This window comes from Glaciihabitans sp. UYNi722 (genome assembly GCF_040549465.1).
In the GTDB taxonomy this organism is placed as follows: Bacteria; Actinomycetota; Actinomycetes; order Actinomycetales; family Microbacteriaceae; genus Lacisediminihabitans.
On record NZ_JBEPTL010000002.1, the window covers coordinates 118313 to 137257 of the forward strand.

The following is an 18945-nucleotide window of genomic DNA, read 5'->3' on the forward strand; positions in this document are numbered from 1 at the left end:
CTGACAATGTGGAGGATGCAATGAAGGCACTACTCGGCGACACTGTGATCGCAGAAGCGGCCAATGACGACCTGATCAAGATCGAGGGCAACTGGTATTTTCCGCCGGAGAGCGTCAACAAGGACTTCCTCGTCGACAGTGCGACCCCGTACACCTGCCCGTGGAAGGGCGAATGCCAGTACTTCAGCGTGAAGGACGGCGACGCACTGCTCCAGGATCGCGCCTGGAGCTACCCGACCCCCTACCCCACCGCTTTTGAGCGCACAGAGGGCAAAGACTTCAGTAACTATGTGGCCTTCTGGAAAGAGGTTCAGGTCACCGAGTAGCAGGATCTCGACGAAAGGTTCGCCTTTCGGTGACGATCCGATTCCTCAGTTGCTGGGAAGGCTGGTCGCGGCAGCCAGAAGGATGATGGTGAACTGGGTTTTCGCCGTGCGCGCGGTGAGCAGCAATTCTCCCCCCGCATCGGCCACCAGCAGCTTCGCGAGCGGCAGGCCGAGTCCCGTTCCTCCATCGCTAGAGAACCCGTCGACGAACGGGTCGGTGCGGGCATCGATGGATGAGCCGTCATCCCGCACATCGATCGCCACCGCGCCGTGCGCGTCGCGCAGCCTGATGAGTACATCCCCACTTCCGTGACGAAGCGCATTGTCGAGCAGCACATCGATCACCTGTCGTACCGCCGGTTCGCTTGCCGCTACCCGGGCATTCTCCAGCTTGATCGCTACCCGGAGCGGTCTACCTCGACTCGCGAAACCACCATTCCACCGGCGTTGTGCTTCCTCGACCTGTGCGGCCGCGTCGCACGATGAACCGCCGGCCGCGCCCCGCCCCAGACGGATGATTTCGTCGATGGTGATCTCCAGGGCATCCGCTCGCTCGATTCCCTGGCGAAGTGTCTGCCTCAGGTCCGCGTGAGTATCGTGCAGCGCGCCTTCCAGTAGCGCACGCAGACCGGTGAGCGGTGTCCGAAGCTGGTGGGAGGCGTTGGATGTCAGTTTGCGTTCACGCGCCATGGCGGCGCTGAGTCGCACGGCGGTGGCGTTGAGCGCGGCGCCGGCAGCGTCGATTTCCGCGAGCCCGGACAGCGTCGTGCGGGCGCCGAAATCCCCGTCACCGAGCGCCTGAGATGCACGCGCGAGATCCTGCATCGGTGAAACGATCCGACGCGCGAGCGATCGGGCTGCGCCCGCACCGATGGCAAGGGCAACGCTCGCACCGAGGATCAGGAGCACCCAGAAGCCTACGATTCGGGTCCAGACGGCTGAGAGGGGAAGGGCCGTGCGCACCACACCGCTGACCGACTCCGCGGATGCGATAGGTACGACGACCACGAGTGAGCCGCCGACCGTCTCGGGTGCAGTTCGACCGGCGAGGGCTGCGGATACCGCCGCATCACCGGATTTCGGCCCGGTGCCGACGACGAGCGAGCCGTTCACACCGTAGAGCGCAAGTTGTTGGCCTGCGGTGGGCTGGGGAATCTCGGTCTTGTCCGACTTCGAGAAGAGCGGATCGATGGTGAGCGCTGCGTGCAATGCCTGATCTTCCAGATTCGACCTCGCATCAGCCAGCGACAGGCTCATGACGGCGAAGCCCAGGGGCACCAGAAAGAGCGCGAGAGCAACGCTCGCGCTCAGCACGGCCACACGCAGGATGCCGCGCTTCATCTGATCGGCACCCTCACAGGAAAATTTTGCCCTGCGCTAACCATCGGGGTCACCGCCGCTAACCGCGCCCACTTTAGCGTTGAGGAAAGATTTCTCATCCGCGTCCTGGAGGCTCTCATGGCAGCACAGCGTACATCGAAGCGATTGCAATTGATCCCTATCGTCGGGGCAGCCGTTCTTCTGGCAGCCCTCGCACTGAGCGGATGCAGCGCACAATCCGCTACGACGCCAGCGAAGCCGACATCGGGCGCGCCTGCACCACACGCGACAGAAGTGAGTCCATCGGGGGATATTCCGGACAATCAGGCCTATGTGCCATTTACCGACCCGACGGGAGCCTTCTCGGTCACGGTCCCCGAAGGCTGGGCGCAGTCGACCGCCGACGGAGCAACGGTCTTCGCCGACAAGCTGAACATCATCGCTCTTCGTTCCGCGACATCGGCGACAGCGCCGACTGTGGCCTCGGCGACCCAGAACGAAGTTGCCGCTCTCAAGTCGTCGGGCGGCAATTTCTCCCTGAAGAAGGTCGCCGCGTTCACCCGTCCGGGGGGCAGCGGCGTACTGATCACATTCCAGTCGGATTCGGCCGTCAATCAGGTCACCGGATCCGTTGTGCGCAACGATGTCGAACAGTATCTCTTCTGGAAGGCCGGCACGCGGGTGACCGTCACGCTCACCTCGCCTCAGGGATCAGACAACGTCGATCCATGGGCGAAAGTGACCGGCTCATTCGTCTGGTTGACCAAGTGACCGCTGTCCTGTCGGATGCCCCGGTTTCCTCATCCACCGCTCGGTCGCTCGATGCTGTTGCTCTCTATCGTTTCTTCCGCTCGGGCGAAGAGGAGACGCTTGCGCTTCGTGGGGTGAGCCTTCATGTCGATGCCGGCGAAATCGTCGCCGTGACCGGGCCATCCGGGTCCGGAAAATCGACGCTCCTCTCGTGCCTGGCTGGCCTCGACGAACCGACCGCCGGCACGGTTCGCATTGCGGGCGAACGGATGAGCGCCCGCCCCGAGTCCGAGCGCGCAGCGTTGCGAGCGGATCGCATCGGTGTGCTCTTTCAATCCAACAACCTTTTTGCTCACCTGACGGTGGAGGAGAACGTGCAGCTCGCGCAGCGGCTCTCTCCCCGCAGCTCACCGTCTCCGGCTCCCCGGGAGATCGTGGCGAGAGTCGGCCTCGCCGACCGAACGCGGTCATTGCCGTCACAACTGTCCGGCGGTGAAGCAGCGCGCGCGGGTCTCGCTGTGGCGCTGGCCAACGACCCGGTATTTCTTCTCGCCGACGAACCGACCGGCGAGCTGGACGGCGATACCGAACAGCGACTTCTCGACCTGCTACGGGCGCATGCGGATCGCGGATGCGCGATCCTCCTCGTCAGCCATAGCCCGCACGTTGTCGCCGTCGCCGACCGTGTCATCGAGCTTGAAGACGGGCGGATCCGCTGATGTCCACACCCACACCCACACCGCTCCACCTGGCCGATGCTCGGCCTGCGACCGATGTGGTCGTTCGATGCGCCGACATCGCCCACACCTTCGGCAGTGGCCCGACCGCCGTGGTTGCCGTGACGCAGGTCACCTGCGAGGTGCGGCGGGATTCGCGACTGGCGATCATGGGGCCATCGGGCTCCGGCAAGTCCACCCTGATCCACCTGATGGCAGGACTTGAGTCGGTCACCAGCGGAACGATCTCCTGGCCGGCATTCGGCGGCACTCCGGGAGGGTCTCCAGGCACCGTCGGTGTTGTTTTTCAGGGGCCGAGCCTCATTCCCTCGCTCGACGCGCTGGGAAACGTGGCGTTGCCGTTGATTATTCAGGGAGTGTCTGACGCTGAGGCGGAACGTCGAGCAGCCGAGGCCCTGGAAGCTCTTGGCCTCGGCTGGCTTTCGGCTCGGCTCCCTGACGAGCTCTCCGGAGGCCAGGCACAACGAATCGCTGTCGCGCGGGTGCTCGCTGCCGGCCCTCGGCTGATACTCGCGGATGAACCGACCGGGCAACTCGACAGAGAAACAGGCAGCCACGTAATCGACGTTCTGATCGAAGCAGCCGATCGGCTGGGAGCGGGCCTCGTGATCACGACCCACGACCCGGAGGTCGCGGGCAAACTCTCGGAGCGATGGCTGATGCAGGATGGGGAGCTTCGCGCGACCCCTCACCACGACAGCGAGGGAGACCGACCGTGATCACACTATGGATTCAAGGGCTGCTTCGGCGGCGATTCGGCAGTCTTGCCGCGACTGCGGCCGGAGTCGCCATCGCGGTGGCAATGATCGCGAGCCTCGGATCGTTCATCGCCTCAGCACAGTCGTCGATGACCGCCCGGGCAGCATCCGGGGTGGCCGTCGACTGGCAGGTTCAGGTCGCACCGAACGCCGACCCGGGCGCGGTGGCAACCAAGACCCGAGCGGCAAGCGGAGTGACCAAGGCACTTCCGGTCGGTTTCGCCCACAGCACGGGTCTCAGCGCCACGTCGAACGGCACCTCCCAGACCACCGGACCGGCGATAATTCTCGGACTGCCGACCGGATATGCCGCAGCGTTTCCCGGCGAAATTCGATTCCTGTCGGGCACCCACAACGGTGTGCTGATCGCCCAGCAGACCGCGGCGAACCTTCACGTGATGCCTGGTGATTCTGTGACCATAGGGCTTGAAGGAGTTACACCTATCGCTGTCACAGTCGCTGGTGTGATCGATCTACCCCAGGCCAACTCGCTGTTCCAAACGGTCGGAGCGCCTGCACAATCCCAACCCCTCGCGCCCCCGGACAACGTGCTTCTCGTTCCCTCAGGCACCTACGGCGAGATCTCGTCCGCTCTCACCGTCGCTCATCCCGAGTTGGTGTCAATACAGATTCACGCTGCGCACAGCCACGCGCTGGCGGCTGATCCTGCCGTGTCATATGTCGACATCACGTCGGCGGCCCACAACCTCGAAGCCACTCTCGCCGGGTCGGGCCAGGTGGGAGATAACCTCGGTGCAGCGTTGGGAGCGGCACGTGGAGACTCCGGCTACGCAACGGTGCTCTTCCTCTTCCTCGGGTTGCCGGGCGCCGTTCTCGCCGGCCTCCTCACCGTTGCAGTCGCCACCTCAGGGAGGGATCGCCGCAGACGTGAGCAAGCCCTGCTCAGAACGCGTGGTGCGAGCGCCAGGCTCGTCGGTCGACTTGTCGCCAGCGAAGCGCTGATCGTCGGGACCATCGGAGGCGCTGTCGGCCTCGCGGTCGCAGCGCTCGTCGGTGCCATATCGTTCGGCACTGTCGGATTCGGCCAATCGCCGGTCAGTGCGACGATCTGGCCCCTCAGCGCATTCCTCATCGGGTTGGGCATCGCGGTTGGCGCCGTCGTCATCCCCGCCATTCGAGACTTTCGGACGGTCATCGTCAGCCAAGCGCGCGCGCAGCTGTCCCGCGACCACACGCCGTGGTGGGCCAGAATCTGGCTCGACCTAATCCTGCTGGCGGTATCCGCTGCCGTCTTCAGCATCACCACCCAGGACGGCTATTCGCTGGTTCTGGCACCGGAAGGAGTCGCCTCAATCCAGGTGAACTACTGGGCGTTCTTCGGACCCGCTCTGTTCTGGGTCGGTGCGGGTCTGCTTATCTGGCGGATCTACCGCTCGGTGCTCCGTCGCCGTCAGGGAACCGTTGCCCGGCTCATCCGCCCCATCACAGGAAGTCTCTCCCACACCAGCTCGCACATGATGTCGCGAACCAGCCCCGTTCTCGCTCGAGGTGCAGTCATGTTCGCTCTTGCGCTCACGTTCGCCATCTCCACGTCGGTGTTCAACTCCACCTACCAGCACCAGGCCGAGGTCGACGCGCGACTCACGAACGGAGCGGACATCGCCATCACCGAGCCTCCCGGGTCGCACACTCCTGTGTCCGCGGGTACGACAATCCAGAAGGTGCCCGGTGTAGGGGCCGTCGAGCCGCTCCAACATCGATACGCCTATGTCGGAAGCGACCTCCAAGACCTGTTCGGCGTCCGCGCCTCGAGCATCACGAAGGCGACGCTCCTTCAGGATGCGTATTTCCAGGGTGGCACTGCGGAACAGCTGATGGCGAAGCTCGCGGCCCAGCCGGACGCGATCCTGGTCAGTTCAGAAACGGTGAAGGACTTCCAGCTGCATCCCGGCGATCTCATCAGGCTCCGTTTGCAGAACGCGACCACACAGTCGCTCGTGACCGTGCCTTTCCACTATGTGGGCGTGGCCAACGAGTTTCCGACCGCGCCGAAGGACAGCTTCTTCGTCGCGAACGCAACGTATATCTCCTCGCAGACCGGCGACAGTTCGGTCAGTTCCTTTTTGGTGGACACGGGGGGAAGGGGAACGGATGCCGTGGCGAACTCCCTCAGGCACGGCCTCGGCACCAGCGCGACGGTAACGTCCATCGGGGCCGCACGATCCTCGGTCGGTTCCAGTCTCACATCGGTGGACCTCGGCGGGCTGACGCGCGTCGAACTTACCTTCGCCCTGCTCATCGCTGCAGCATCCGGTGGGCTGCTCTTTGTACTTGGCCAGTCCGAACGCAAGCGCACCTTCGCCATCGCGACGGTTCTCGGAGCACGGCGCCGACAGCTCAGAGCGCTCGTGCTCGCCGAGGCAGCCGTCGTTGCCATCGGGGGCACCATCGCCGGCGTGGTCCTTGGCGCTGTGCTCTCGCACATGTTGGCATCGGTGCTGACCGGTGTGTTCGACCCGCCGCCTGCCGCCCTGACGGTGCCATGGAGCTACCTGATCGTGGCCGGTGTGATTGCGATCGTCGCCATTGTGGCGGGAGCTATCTGGTCCGCGCGCACAGCGCACCGCCCCGCCATCGAGACGATTCGAGAGCTCTAGATCGGCCGACCGGTGTCGAGGCGATAGCCGTGCCCGCGCAGGGTGGTGATGTCGGGCGCACGAGCAGGGTCCTCCAGTCCAGACGTATGCGACACCTCGCGCAGTCGACGACGCAGAGAGGCAACGTGCACATCGAGAGTCTTGGTCGAGCCGAACCAATTCGCATCCCACACGTCAGCCATCAGGGTCTCGCGACTGACCGCAGCACCCGGATGGCGAGCGAGACGCACCAGGAGGTCGAACTCGCGTGCTCGAAGCTCGATTTCATGACCGTCGAGCGTTGCGCGACGCGCAGATACGTCAATCGCCAGCGCCCCGAGCACGAGTTGTTCGTCGAGGTCTGAGTCCGCCTTCCCTGACCTCCGCAGGTGCGCGCGCACGCGAGCGAGAATCTCGACGAGGCTGAATGGTTTGAGCAGGTAATCATCTGCGCCTGACTCGAGGCCGGAGACGATATCGATCTGCTCTCGACGAGCGGTCAGCACGACGATCACCGACGCCGGCAGGATCATCCTCAGTTCCCGGCATACCGTCAACCCGTCGACATCGGGCAAGCCAAGGTCGAGCAACACGAGGTCGGGCGGGGCGGTCCGGGCTCGCTCAATCGCCGCAAAGCCTGTCTTTTCCCAGGTGACCTGGTAGTCAGCAGCGCCCAGCGCGGACTGCAGCGAGGAACCGATCGTCGGGTCATCCTCGACTACAAGAACAGTGGGCATATCGGGAGCCTATCGAGCAGAGGATGAGAACAGACTGCGCGCGGCGATGCTGGTCGACTTACGGTTGGTGCGGGTCCGACGAGTCGGTGGGTCGTTGGGCGTGGCCTTGGTGGCTGGAGTGGTCGTCGCGGGAATGATCATGTCCAGGGTCGGGTGAGCCACCCATCATTCTGAGCATGCTGCCGGAGCCGCTGCGGAAGAAGACCACCAGCAAGGCCAGCCCAATGATGATGAAGACGATGTTGAGCCAGGTGGTGTAGTTCCAGCTGATTCCGGCGTCGATGATCGAGAGGTGCCGGTCGGTGGGGACGAGGTGCAGCGGGGTGAAGATCAGCTCGACGACATAGCCGGCGAGCACCATGGCGCCGTAGAAGATCGCGGTGATGCGCAGTGCTGCTTTCGTGCCGTAATACTTCCGGTAGATGAGGATGATCGGGATGATAATCAGGTCGGCGAAGATGAAGCTGATGACTCCGCCGAAGCTGATGCCACCATTCCAGAGGACTGCGGCGAGGGGCACGTTGCCGACCGAGCACACAAAGCTGATGACCGCGATCAGCGGTCCGATCAGTGGCCCGAGGATGAACGCCACGGTCGGGTCATGGACGAAGAAGATCGCTTGCAGCCAGGCTTTCGGAACCCAGGCGGCGAACGCCCCGGCGATGAGCAAACCGATCAGGATGTCGCGGAGGACGGCTGCCCAATCCATTACGAAGTACTGCGACACCGAGGTGATGCCGGCGCGGGAGAACAGTCGCTTCCAGAAGCTGCCTTCTGCAGTGACGGACATGTCCATCGCGGCGTGACCCTCCATCGATCCGGCGACGCCTTTGTCGGCTTGCTCCCGCGCGGCATCCACAATCCGGCCGCGCATCCACATCCGGAATCCCAGAGCGACAAACAGGATGATGAACGGGCCGCCGATGAACTCGGCCAAGGTGAACTGCCAGCCCATCACGAATGCCAAAATTAGCCCGAGCTCAAGTACCAGGTTCGTGGATGCGATCTCGAACGCCATCGCGGCAGTGAAGTTGGCGCCTTTTCTGATCAACGCCCGCGCAAGGGCGACGGCAGCATAAGAGCACGACGAAGATGCAGCGCCGAGAGCCGCCGCAATCGAGAGGGAGCGAGGAGAGTCATCACGCATAAGAGCAACGATTCGCTCCTTGCGAACGACCGCCTGGATCACCCCTGACAGGGTGAATCCGAGCACGAGGGGCCAGAGAATCTGCCATCCCATCGAACCCGCGATGGCAAGAGCATTGCCAATTGCTTCCCAGATGATCATGCAATGCTCCTTGTCTTCGGTGGGCTGTTAACTACCCCCTGGGGGTATCCCTAGTTATGCACAATTTGACTGGCCAGTCAACGTGACGGGACCGGGACTAAGTCGCCACAACCCTGCCTCGCGGATAGCGGCGGCGGCATCAGCTACTTGGGGTCTTACCCAAGCGCGACCGATCGCATGGCAAACAATCCGTTCGCGGACGCCGGCGGAAAGTCACACGACGCCTGCTGCCGCAACGATGTAGCCGCTGCGGACGTCGTGAGTTCGACGTTCGATAGGTCGGCTTCGAACACACGCCAGGGCCGGGCATGGATATCGGAGCCGCCGAGCGCGGCCAGCGGCCGCAGCACGGATGCCTTTCCCGTCGGTGGCCGCATGTCGACGATCCCGGCACGACCACCCGGCCGCACCAGAGCGATTCCGTCATTCCACGCTGGGTGCCATTCAGGAAAGACGCTGAGCGCATAGCTGGCGAACAGCGCATCCAACTGCGATTCGCGCCCGTCGGCGGTGAGTATCTGCTCGATACGATCACGCGGAAGCAGTGCGGCGTCCGCTTCAAGGAGCCGTAACGTGTCATATCCCGCTTGAGCGATCCGACGCCGCGATGCGGCGAGCATCTCATGGTGACGTTGGTGCAGCGGGGAGCCGCTTGCTCCCCCGCGAGGGCGCGGAGGCTGAAGATGTCATCGCGGCCGCCCTCACACACGACGGAGTCGACATCCGGCGAAGGTGCACTGTCCGCAGCGTATCCAGCGAGTTCGGGTTGGCCGGGAGCGCGATCCTCGAAGACGGCACCACCGTGGAGTTCGAGCGGATGCTTGTGGCTGTGGGCAAGACACCGAACACATCGGAGTTGGGGTTGGATCTGGCCTGCGTGGACACGGACGCATCGGGATATGTGGTGGTGACCGACACTTTGCGGACCAGTGCCGAGCGTATTTGGGCGGCGGGAGACGTTACCGGGCTGGGGCACTTCACCCACACCGCCGGAGTCAACGCCAGCATCGCGGCCGCCAATGCGATCCTCGGCCTCCGCCGTACCGCGGATCGGAGAGTCGTACCGAGAGTCACCTTCACCCAACCCGAAGTAGCTGCGGTGGGAATTCACGATGACGACACCTCCACAGCGCGTCATCGTGTGGTCACCGTGCAGCACCGTGATCTGGATCGAGCAATCACCGAATCGGAGTCGCAGGGCTTCACGCGCGTCGTGTTCGACCGCACAGGGGTCGTGATCGGGGCGACTATCGTCGGCCCGCGAGCGGGCGAATCGCTGGCGGAGGTGACATTGGCCGTGAAGCAGAAGATGACGGCGAGCCAACTTTCCGGTACCACGCATCCCCCTATCCGACCTACAACGATGCGGTGTGGGATGCCTGCGTGCAGGTCACCCGTGAACAACTCCGCAGCGGAGTGCTCGGCATCGCTATCCGGGCGCTGGCCAGAATTCGGCGCGCCCGCATGCGGTGAGCCGCATGTGACCGACGGGGTAATCAACACAACATCGCCAGATCACGCGCGGGTGAAAGCGTGACGCAGCGCTCTACTCCCCGCCTCGACTCAGTACGCGCGGGCTCGCGAAGAGCCGGCGAACGGCGTCTGGATCGTTCTCATCGTTGATGAACGTTCTCCAGATCATGAACCAGGCCCAATGCGGCTGCGCCTCGAGAATCTCGGCGGTTGGCACGATCCCGACCTCGCCGAGCGCTATCGGACGGTTGTTCGCGAGCGCACGCAGGTCGTCATGGTGTGACTGCCGGTAATCATTCGCGTAGACATCCGCGGCAAGAATGTCGACGACGTCGTAGCCGGGGAAAAAGCCGGCGTATCCGGAGGCATCGCCCCGTGGCGCATTCGCGTTCCATACCCAGATCAGGTTATTCAGGTTGTGCACCGTGACGAACCTGTCGTACAGCTGGCGGTAGAGGGCCGTGTAGCCGTCGTTTCCCTCGCGACCACCCCACCAGAACCAGTTTCCGTTCATCTCGTGATACGGACGCCAGAGCACGGGAATCGATGCGTCACGCAACTGCCCGAGGAACATGGCGATGAGGTCGACCTGGTCAAGCCATCGTGTGTGGGTTGCGCTTCCCGGCGTCAGCAACTCTTGCCAATCCGCTTCGGCAAGCTGGCCGGCGCAGATACTGTCGAGAAAGGTCACAGGCTCTTCCTCGGTTGGGCGTACGGCATGCCACATCAGCGTGATGATCGAGCCGGCTTTGTGCTGCTTCTTCGCCTCATCGACGATCGCCTGACGGTAATTGACGCCGTCCATATCGCCGTCCTTCGCGAAACCGAAGTCCTGGCCCCAGACCGACGGATAACTTCCCGTGATGCGATGGGCCTCCTCGCTGAAGAATGACATGTCCCGTGGTGTGTTGTGCTGACCGGAGAGCACCCGGAGGCCGGAGACCTGATAGATCGTATCGAGCAGTTCCCGTGCCTCGAGGGTCGCATTCAGATTTACTGGTGAAGGCATGATCTTCCTTTCTCGCTACCCTCGGGGTGCGAGTAACTGTTGCAAAACGAGCGCGGAGGCTCCGAGCGCTGCTGCGTCCCGTGGGTTGGTCGAAAAACGCACCTCGACGCCATGCGAATCCCTGGCGAAGAAGCGTTCGGCAAGGACGCTCCTGATTGCCTCGATGTAGATCGCGCCCGCAATCGCGAAGCCTGGCCCCCCGAGCACAATCAGGTCGAGGTCGATGATATTGACGAGCGTTAGCACGCCCTCCGCCATGTATTCAGCAGATTCGCGAATGAGGGCCAGTGATTGTTCATTCCGGCTGACGGCCTGGCGAGCGATACCGTCGAATGCGCGTGAAACCTCATTGGGCTGCATTGGTGGGATGTCTTCGTCAACCCCGCGCGCCCTAGTGACGACGGCGAGCGGCGCCGCCAGGACTTCGAGGCAACCACGGTTGCCGCACGAGCATCTCGCGCCACGGACGTCGAGTGAAACGTGGCCGACCTCCCCTGCGTTGGAGGCCGATCCACGAAAGGCAGAGCCGTCGATCACAATGCCGGCGCCGATGCCCGTACCCATATAGAGGCACGCGAACGAAGAAGGCACGTCGGCACGACCGCCCCAGAATTCGCCGATCGCCGCAGCAGTAGCATCCTTGTCGAGCACAACCGGGAGTCCGGTGCGCTTTGCCAGTTCTTCCCTGAGGGGAAAGGCATTCCAGTGCCTTTGGGCCGGAGAGCCGATGATGACGCCCGCCGAATAATTGATCGGACCGGCAGCGACGATCCCGACACCCACGATGAATGCGCGGTCGACCCCGAGCGCACCGACGAGCTCGTCGATCTCGTCGCCGATACGCTCAATCACCTCCCCGGGCGCTGCGCTCCCGGCACCGGCCCGACGCTGGCGTCCGATCATGCCGCCCGCCATGTTCGTGATGACGTAGACGATCGACTCGAGCCCGAGGTGCACACCGATCGCGTAACGGGCGTTGGGAACGATTTCGAGCTGGGTGCGGCGTTTGCCGCCGGTCGACTCCACCCGACCGACCTCGTGCACCAGTCCTTCGTTCAAAAGTGATCGAACGATGGTGGAAACCGATGCCTGGGTCAGTCCCGCGATCTCGGCGATCTCGACCCTGCTGATCGGGCCGCCAGAGCGGATGATGTCGAGTAGCTTGCCATGGCTCAGGGGTCCGAGGGTAGACTCAGCAACTTTCATGTCAGCCCCTTTTTCTGATCGGCGCATCCCGCCGTCGCGGCCACGCGCGCGCCGTCTGCTCAAAGAACTCAAGCTGCAGAATCATATCCCTTGGCGAAATACATCGAGCGCGGAGCGAGCGCGGCGTATTCAGCGGAGCGACGCGTGACTTGGGCGGGTTCGCCTTGCCGGCCTCCCGCTCAACGCACAAGGCGCCGCCCACTCTGATGAGTGGAAGCGCTTTGCTGGGCATCGAATTTCTCCTTTGAGCCTTCGCGGCACAGACTTAGTTAAGCGACTGAAATCAAGTCTTTCGTCTTCGCGGCAAATGTGCAACGTCCGCTCTGAGACAACACCGACCCACAACGAATGTGAGAAGCCGAGCATGACCACCTCGAAAACGCTATGGACGTTCGCCCCCGAAAGTGCTGCGGGATCCTGGCAGAACATCGACCTTCTACCCACGATCACTATTGGTGCGGGGGGCGAAACAGAATCTTGGCCTGCCGTGCAGCCGGGGGTGCTTGACGAGACCGGCAACTATGTCGCTCACAGGATTGTGGTCTTGTTCGACGTGCCCGAGACTGCCCGGGCAGTGCTCGATCTGCAGTTTTCATCGGAACGCGGACCATGCCCGGATCTGGAAATCGTCGTTGACGGTATACACCGGGGAGTCTTTCATCCGGTCGTCATTCGCGACGACAGAACCGCAACCGGTGAACCCGGGCCGACAGCCGGACCGGTGCATCTCCGGGTACCGCTGCCCGCAGCCTGGCTGCCTGCTGGAGCGCATTCGATCAGCGTGACGACGGTACTCGACGAGGCTGCTGCACTCGGCGACCGCGATGGAGTGAACCACGACGTACGGTACAGGTCGAGCGAGCACCTGCCGGCTGCCCGGGCGCACTATGGAAACTGGTTCGGCTGCTACATCCGCTGGTCGAGTGCGAGCCTGGTCCTGACCGACGAACTCGAGCCCGGGTTGCCAGCAGCACCAAGCGTTGTTCTCAGCGCGACACCCTTATTCATCGATACCGACCGTGGGGAAGCCGAACTTGTCGACTGCGACCTGAGTTGGGAAGCGGGAACCCCCCTTCCCGGATCGATCGAACTGGACTGGGGAACGGAAGTCGTGCAGGTTCCGGCGATCCCGCCGGGTCGCGACTTTGGAATGTTCCGCTGGCGCTTTCCCGCCCCGCCCTTCAGCGAGCGCACAACTGTCCGCTTCCGTGTTGGTGAGCGCGAGGGTTCCCAGGAGATCGTTCCCGCCCGCAAATGGCAGCTTCACCTCGTGCCGCACGTTCACCTCGACCTCGGCTTCACAGATGCGCAGGGCAAGGTGCTCGAGTTGCACTGCCGGAACATCGATCGAGCGCTCACGAAGATGGAGGAAGACCCGCGATTTCGTTTCGCCGTAGACGGCAGCGCGATCATGCAGGAGTACGAGCGCACCAGATCCCGCGGACAGGTGGAGAGGATGCGGCGCGCGATAACTCGCGGCGCGCTCGGAGTGAACGCGTTCCACAGCAACCTGCTGACGGGCGTGGTGAGCCTCGAGGAGCTCTACCGTTCGATGGACTACTCGCTCACCCTCCCGGTCTCGGAGGTGACATCGATTCGCTATGCGAACCTGACCGATGTGCCGACATATTCGCGTGCGATTCCTTCCGTGCTGTCTCACCTTGGTATCGACGGCTTCGTTGGCATGGCGAATCACGGGCGCGCGGCGACGGATACCAGCGATGAGCTTCATCTGATGTCTCCCGTGCGATGGCAAGGCCCGGATGGCAGCGAGGTTCTCGCCCACTTCGCTGATCACTACTCCCAGTTGCGATTCATCGCGGCGGACCCGCAGTCTCTGGTCGGCGCCACGAACGGTCTTGGCCGATATCTGGCACGATACGAACGGTCGGACTACCTGCCGAACGACCTGGCCGTGATCGGAACCCATGCGGACAACGAGGATCTCGCCGATGGCGACACCGGCTTCGTCGATCGCTGGAATGAGGCGTTTGCGTGGCCCCGCTTTCGCGTGTCGACCTTCGACGAGTACCTATCCTCTGTGGCGCCCCTGAGAGATCGACTACCGGTATGGAAAAGCGAGTCGGGAAGCTACTGGGAAGACGGCGTCGGCTCAGCCGCATCCGACTTCGCCAGCTACCGTAGAACGCAGGCCCTGTTGCCCGCTGCCGAGACCTTCGGGGCGTTGGTGGCGGCCTCATACTCCGCAGTCACGACTAACCGCGTCGAATTTGATCGCGCCTGGAACGACCTTGCTGTCGCAGCAGAGCACACTCTCACCTGGTCACGATCCACCTCTCACCCGCATGCATTCCCCGTCCAGGATCAACTCGGTTGGAAGCGGCGGTACATCGAAGACGCCCACCGGGTTGCAATTGACGAGATGCGCAGGCATGCCGCGCAATTGGCAGAACTTGTCGACGTAGCCGGCCCTGGCTTCCTCGCCTGGAACCCACATTCATGGACGACAGATCTCGAGGCGGAGATTGACCTCGCCGACGGCATCGACCTCCTCGACGCCGACGGCATCATGCCCTTCGAACTGATCAGCAGTTGCGGCGGAATGCGGCGGCTGAGGGTGCGCCTACCTGCGATGCCGCCTCATTCATGGCGTTTTCTGCCGATGACGGCCGGCCTGCTCACTCTTCCCGGCGGCGACGCGTCGCCGGCGGCGTCAACGGCACTAGCGGTGGCAGCCAACGATCTCGTGCACCAAACGGATGCCGGAGTGATCACGAGCCCCGGATGGGTGCTCGAACTGGACGACAAGACGCGGCTTCCTCGAAGCCTGCGGCATCGCCCTACGGGACGAGAGCTTCTCGATCCGTCATCCTCGGTTCGACTCGGGCAGATCATCCGCACCGGTGAGAAACCGTTCTCGGAGACGGATGCGGAATGGCTTGCGCGGCCGCCAGCCGTCCACGGGCATCAACGCGGTCGCACGCTGTCAATCGAAAACTTTCGGTACATCGCCGACCCGCCTCGCAGCGATCTCATTTCGGAGTCGCCCATACTCGAATTCGACGGCTATCGCGAGACGTTCGATGGAATTCGGGTCCGCTGGAGCGGCAGCGGTGCGGGCATCGACGGGGTCGTCGTCGAGCTATTGCTGCGCAACGATTCTGCGATGTGTGATCTGGATGTTCGTTTCGTCAAGCAGCCATGCCTCGACATGGAGGCGATCTATGTAGCGTTTCCGTTCGCGGGGTCTAACCCGGTCGTGCGCTACGATCGCCAGCTCGGCTGGGTGAACCCGAGCTCTGACCACGGACCCGGGGCTTCCAACGAATGGGGTGCGCTCACCAATACGGTGTCAATTGACACAGATGAGGGAGAAATTCTCTGGACCGCTCTCGATGCGCCACTCTTCGCGGTCGGTGACGTCGTGCGAGGCGCGTGGCCCACCTCCTTCCCGGCGAACAGCGGCGCGATTTTCTCCTATGCCATGAACAACTACTGGCCATGTAACACTCCGCCCGTGCAGTCCGGTGAGGCTGGCTTTTCCTACCGCGTCGGCATAACTGAGGGCTTCGATGCGGCGCAATCGAGTCGTTTCGGACGTATCGCTCGTGTCGACGCCCAGCTGAGCGAAATCCTGCCGCTTGACCGCTATCGGCCGGATACCCCGGTCGTCTATCGCGCCGGCGTACTCGCCGCACTCGGCGGGGATTCGGCACTGGATGTGAAGGTGGTCGAAACGAAGGAGAAAGAGGCGGTGTTGTGCGTCACCAACCTGGGCGAAGAACCGCTTTCGACGCTGCTGACGTTGCCCGGCGATTACCGTATCGCAGAAGGCTCGAGTCATGCGGGTGGCACGGTGCGCGTCGAGCTGGCTGGCTTTGGTGTACAACGTGTCGCGCTGGCGTGCGGGTGAACTGAGAGTCAGCTGCGCCTTGGAACAGCAAGAGGCGTCGCACTTGACAGCACCCGCCGGAGGGGTCGATACTCGAAATCGCTGACTTAGTTAATTCATTGAAGTCACAACTGGCACGGTGAACCACATCCGCAATGACGCACCTGGGAAGGGTCAATGATGATCTTCAAGAAACGAGCGCTTGGCGCAGCACTAGCGGGAGTGGCCATCGCGGCTCTCGCGCTGACGGGCTGCACACCCTCTGGCTCGAACTCGGGCTCTGGTGGGCCCACGCTCGCCGTCTACAACGGAGCGAGTGGATCGTTCGTCAAGAACTTCAATCCGCTCTCGCCTACCGTGCTTTCCGAGGTGCAGGGCATGATCTACGAGCCGCTGTTCTTCTACAACAACAATGCTCCACTGGGAACCAAGCCCGTTCCTGTGCTCGGTTCGACATTCACCGCCAACGCCGCGGGAACCGAAGTGACAGTCACGACGAAGAAGGGCGTGAAATGGAGTGACGGCAAGCCGTTCACAGCGAATGACGTCGCCTTCACGATGAACCTCATCCGCAGTAACCCTGCTCTGAACGTGAGCGGCAACACCCCGTCCGCCAAGGCTACGGATGACACCCATGTGACGTTCACTTTCGACCGAGCCTCTTTCACCGACATCCCGAACATCCTCGGAACGACCTACATCGTTCCCGAGCACATCTGGAAGTCCATTCAAGACCCGGTCAAGGATCCCAACGCCAATCCCGTGGGAACCGGGCCGCTGAAGCTTTCCAGCTTCACCTCGCAGTCCTACCTTCTGAACAAGAGCAAGACATTCCGCGACGCGGACAAGATCGAGGTCGGCGGTGTACGTATGTACTCACTCGCCGGCAACGAGGCGGCCACCAGCAAACTTATTGCCGGTCAACTCGACTGGGCAGGCATCTTCATTCCCGACGTCAAAAAAGTCTTGGGTAACAAGGCCAACCTGGACTACACGACCTATGGCAGCCAGCAGGTGGTGCTGAACACCTGCTCCAATGCGGCGCTCGGATGCACCGGTCCGCAGACGGACCCTGTCGTTCGCCAGGCGATGTCAGCCGCGATCGATCGCACGCAGGTCAACAAGCTCGCCTACTACGACAACGCTGTTCCGATCTCGGCCACCTTCGCGCTGCCGGGGCGGGATGACAAGTTCATCGCCGACAGCGTCAAGGGCACTGAGCCGATGACACCCAACGTCAAGAAGGCCGAGAGTCTTCTCGAGAGCGCCGGTTGGACGAAAGGGTCAGACGGCATCTATGCCAAGGGCGGCCAGAGGCTCTCGATGAAGGTGCTCGTCACAAGCGGTTACACCGACTACATCGCGGCCCTGCAGACGATCAAGCAGCAGTTCAAAGCCGCAGGCATCGAGATCGACGTGCAGCAGGTAGCCAATCAGGAGAACAACAGCGCCGCCGGCTTCGGCAAGTTCCAGCTTCAAATCAACGGCCTCTTCCAAGGCCCGACTGCCGACCCGTACTACCTGTACGACAGCGCGTTCGGCTCGGAAAACACCACCCAGGTGGGCACCTCCGGAAACCCGTACAAGAATGTCGCGCGTTTCTCGAACAAGACCGTTGATGATGCCCTCAAAACCGCATCGGGCACACAGGACCTTTCCGAGAAGGCGAAGGCGTACGCGACCATCCAGCAGATCATTGTGAAAGATTTGCCGTACATCCCGATCATCAATAACAGGAGCTTCGTCGAGTACAGCACCAAACAGGTGACCGGATTCCCGACGGACAAGGACCTGTACGCTCAGCCCGCTCCGGGCACGTCTCCGGACAACGCGCAGGTTTTGATGCACCTCAAGAAGAAGTAATCGATTCGACGACGCGAAAGCAGCCGACGGTTTCGACATGCAGTTTCTGAGAAAGATCGGTTTCTATGTCGTCGCCCTGTGGGCGGCGGTGACCCTCAACTTTGTGATCCCACGATTGTTGCCCGGTAGTCCGGTCGACACGTTGATCGGAAAGCTCTCCCAGCAGGGTCCCGTCGCCCCGGGAATGCGCAAGGCGCTCGAGGCACTGTTCGGCACCAACACGAACGAGCCGCTTTGGCAGCAGTACCTCGACTACTTGAACGGATTGGTGCATGGAAACTTCGGAATCTCAGTCACCTACTTTCCCACTCCTGTCGTTGACGTCATCGGTCAGGCGATTCCCTGGACGCTTGGTCTCGTCGGGCTGTCGACCATTTTCGCGGCCGTTCTGGGAATCGCGCTGGGGACCTTCGCCGGTTGGAAGCGTGGCACCTGGGTCGACTCGCTGATCCCAGCGACGACGCTGCTGCAGTCGGTACCGTATTTCTGGCTCGCGCTCATTCTGCTGTACTTTCTCGCTTCGATGGCTGGCTGGTTCCCGCTGAATGGCGGGTACGACGTCAATACGGTGAGCCCTGGCTTCACGCCCGACTTCATTGGAAGCGTCCTCTATTACGGAGCATTACCCGCCCTGACGATTGTGATCAGTTCAATCGGTGGCTGGCTGCTTGGCATGCGAAACATGATGGTCTCCACACTGTCGGACGATTATGTGACGACGGCGGAGGCGAAGGGATTGAGCCCAATGCGGGTCATGATCACCTATGCCGCCCGAAACGCGGTGCTGCCGTCTGTGACGGGCTTCGCCATTTCACTGGGTTTCGTCGTCGCCGGTTCTATCGTCACAGAGAAGGTCTTCTCTTACCCGGGCATCGGCAACGCCATGCTCGACGCCGTATCCAACAACGACTATGCGCTGATGCAAGGCCTCTTTCTGGTGATCACCGTAGCTGTGCTCGCCGCCAATCTCATCGTCGACATCTTCTACGGCTTCATCGACCCGCGAACGAGAGCCAGAGGATAAGAAG

At 62.5% G+C, this 18945-nt stretch carries 15 protein-coding genes; 9 read left to right on the forward strand and 6 right to left on the reverse strand.

Going from position 1 to position 18945, the window contains the following annotated elements:
• Positions 1-20 precede the first annotated feature (20 nt).
• Positions 21-326 carry a DUF427 domain-containing protein gene (locus ABIB56_RS01945; RefSeq protein WP_354567149.1) on the forward strand — a complete coding sequence of 102 codons (306 nt, stop codon included), beginning with the start codon at positions 21-23 and terminating at the stop codon, positions 324-326.
• A gap of 45 nt (positions 327-371) precedes the next feature.
• On the opposite strand, the gene ABIB56_RS01950 is transcribed toward ABIB56_RS01945, so the two are convergent.
• Complete coding sequence (locus tag ABIB56_RS01950; RefSeq protein ID WP_354567150.1) at positions 372-1667, reverse strand: sensor histidine kinase; 1296 nt, start codon at positions 1665-1667, stop codon at positions 372-374.
• Positions 1668-1784: 117 nt separating this feature from the next.
• Here ABIB56_RS01950 and ABIB56_RS01955 point away from each other — a divergent pair, with 117 nt between their 5' ends.
• The 4 genes from ABIB56_RS01955 to ABIB56_RS01970 are packed head-to-tail and all read left to right on the forward strand — an operon-like array spanning position 1785 to position 6509.
• Entirely contained in the window at positions 1785-2417 is a 633-nt protein-coding gene (locus tag ABIB56_RS01955; protein ID WP_354567152.1) for a hypothetical protein, read from the forward strand.
• The gene (locus ABIB56_RS01960; RefSeq protein ID WP_354567153.1) at positions 2414-3115 is read left to right on the forward strand and encodes an ABC transporter ATP-binding protein; all 702 of its coding nucleotides are present in this window, start codon (positions 2414-2416) and stop codon (positions 3113-3115) included. Before ABIB56_RS01955 ends, ABIB56_RS01960 begins: the two co-directional genes overlap by 4 nt.
• Entirely contained in the window at positions 3115-3852 is a 738-nt protein-coding gene (locus ABIB56_RS01965; protein ID WP_354567154.1) for an ABC transporter ATP-binding protein, read from the forward strand. The genes ABIB56_RS01960 and ABIB56_RS01965 overlap by 1 nt, the downstream gene beginning before the upstream one ends.
• Entirely contained in the window at positions 3849-6509 is a 2661-nt protein-coding gene (locus tag ABIB56_RS01970) for an FtsX-like permease family protein (protein WP_354567155.1), read from the forward strand. The genes ABIB56_RS01965 and ABIB56_RS01970 overlap by 4 nt, the downstream gene beginning before the upstream one ends.
• On the opposite strand, the gene ABIB56_RS01975 is transcribed toward ABIB56_RS01970, so the two are convergent.
• The 3 genes from ABIB56_RS01975 to ABIB56_RS01985 all read right to left on the reverse strand — a co-directional run bounded on the left by ABIB56_RS01975 (position 6506) and on the right by ABIB56_RS01985 (position 9133).
• Positions 6506-7225: a response regulator transcription factor gene (locus ABIB56_RS01975; RefSeq protein ID WP_354567156.1), complete on the reverse strand. Its 720-nt coding sequence runs from the start codon at positions 7223-7225 to the stop codon at positions 6506-6508. The two genes, ABIB56_RS01970 and ABIB56_RS01975, sit on opposite strands and share 4 nt — an antisense overlap.
• Before the next feature lie 58 nt (positions 7226-7283).
• The gene (locus ABIB56_RS01980) at positions 7284-8513 is read right to left on the reverse strand and encodes a permease (protein ID WP_354567158.1); all 1230 of its coding nucleotides are present in this window, start codon (positions 8511-8513) and stop codon (positions 7284-7286) included.
• A 155-nt stretch (positions 8514-8668) separates the two neighbouring features.
• Entirely contained in the window at positions 8669-9133 is a 465-nt protein-coding gene (locus tag ABIB56_RS01985; RefSeq protein ID WP_354567159.1) for a class I SAM-dependent methyltransferase, read from the reverse strand.
• Positions 9134-9165: 32 nt separating this feature from the next.
• Here ABIB56_RS01985 and ABIB56_RS01990 point away from each other — a divergent pair, with 32 nt between their 5' ends.
• Positions 9166-10050 (forward strand): oxidoreductase dimerization domain-containing protein, encoded by an 885-nt coding sequence (locus ABIB56_RS01990; protein WP_354567160.1) that lies wholly within the window; start codon positions 9166-9168, stop codon positions 10048-10050.
• Between the two features lie 9 nt (positions 10051-10059).
• Here the strand turns inward: ABIB56_RS01990 and ABIB56_RS01995 are convergent, their stop codons facing one another.
• Positions 10060-10995 carry a glycosyl hydrolase gene (locus tag ABIB56_RS01995; RefSeq protein WP_354567161.1) on the reverse strand — a complete coding sequence of 312 codons (936 nt, stop codon included), beginning with the start codon at positions 10993-10995 and terminating at the stop codon, positions 10060-10062.
• 15 nt (positions 10996-11010) lie between these two features.
• Positions 11011-12201, reverse strand: coding sequence for an ROK family transcriptional regulator (locus tag ABIB56_RS02000; protein WP_354567162.1), 1191 nt, complete (start codon positions 12199-12201; stop codon positions 11011-11013).
• A gap of 364 nt (positions 12202-12565) precedes the next feature.
• On the opposite strand from ABIB56_RS02000, the gene ABIB56_RS02005 reads away from it, so the two are divergent.
• The 3 genes from ABIB56_RS02005 (at position 12566) to ABIB56_RS02015 (ending at position 18941) form a co-directional block, all read left to right on the forward strand.
• A complete protein-coding gene (locus ABIB56_RS02005; protein ID WP_354567163.1) occupies positions 12566-16075 on the forward strand; it encodes a glycoside hydrolase family 38 N-terminal domain-containing protein in 3510 nt (1169 codons plus the stop codon).
• Between the two features lie 159 nt (positions 16076-16234).
• A complete protein-coding gene (locus ABIB56_RS02010; RefSeq protein ID WP_354567164.1) occupies positions 16235-17917 on the forward strand; it encodes an ABC transporter substrate-binding protein in 1683 nt (560 codons plus the stop codon).
• Positions 17918-17954: 37 nt separating this feature from the next.
• Positions 17955-18941 carry an ABC transporter permease gene (locus tag ABIB56_RS02015; RefSeq protein ID WP_354567165.1) on the forward strand — a complete coding sequence of 329 codons (987 nt, stop codon included), beginning with the start codon at positions 17955-17957 and terminating at the stop codon, positions 18939-18941.
• Positions 18942-18945 lie beyond the last annotated feature (4 nt).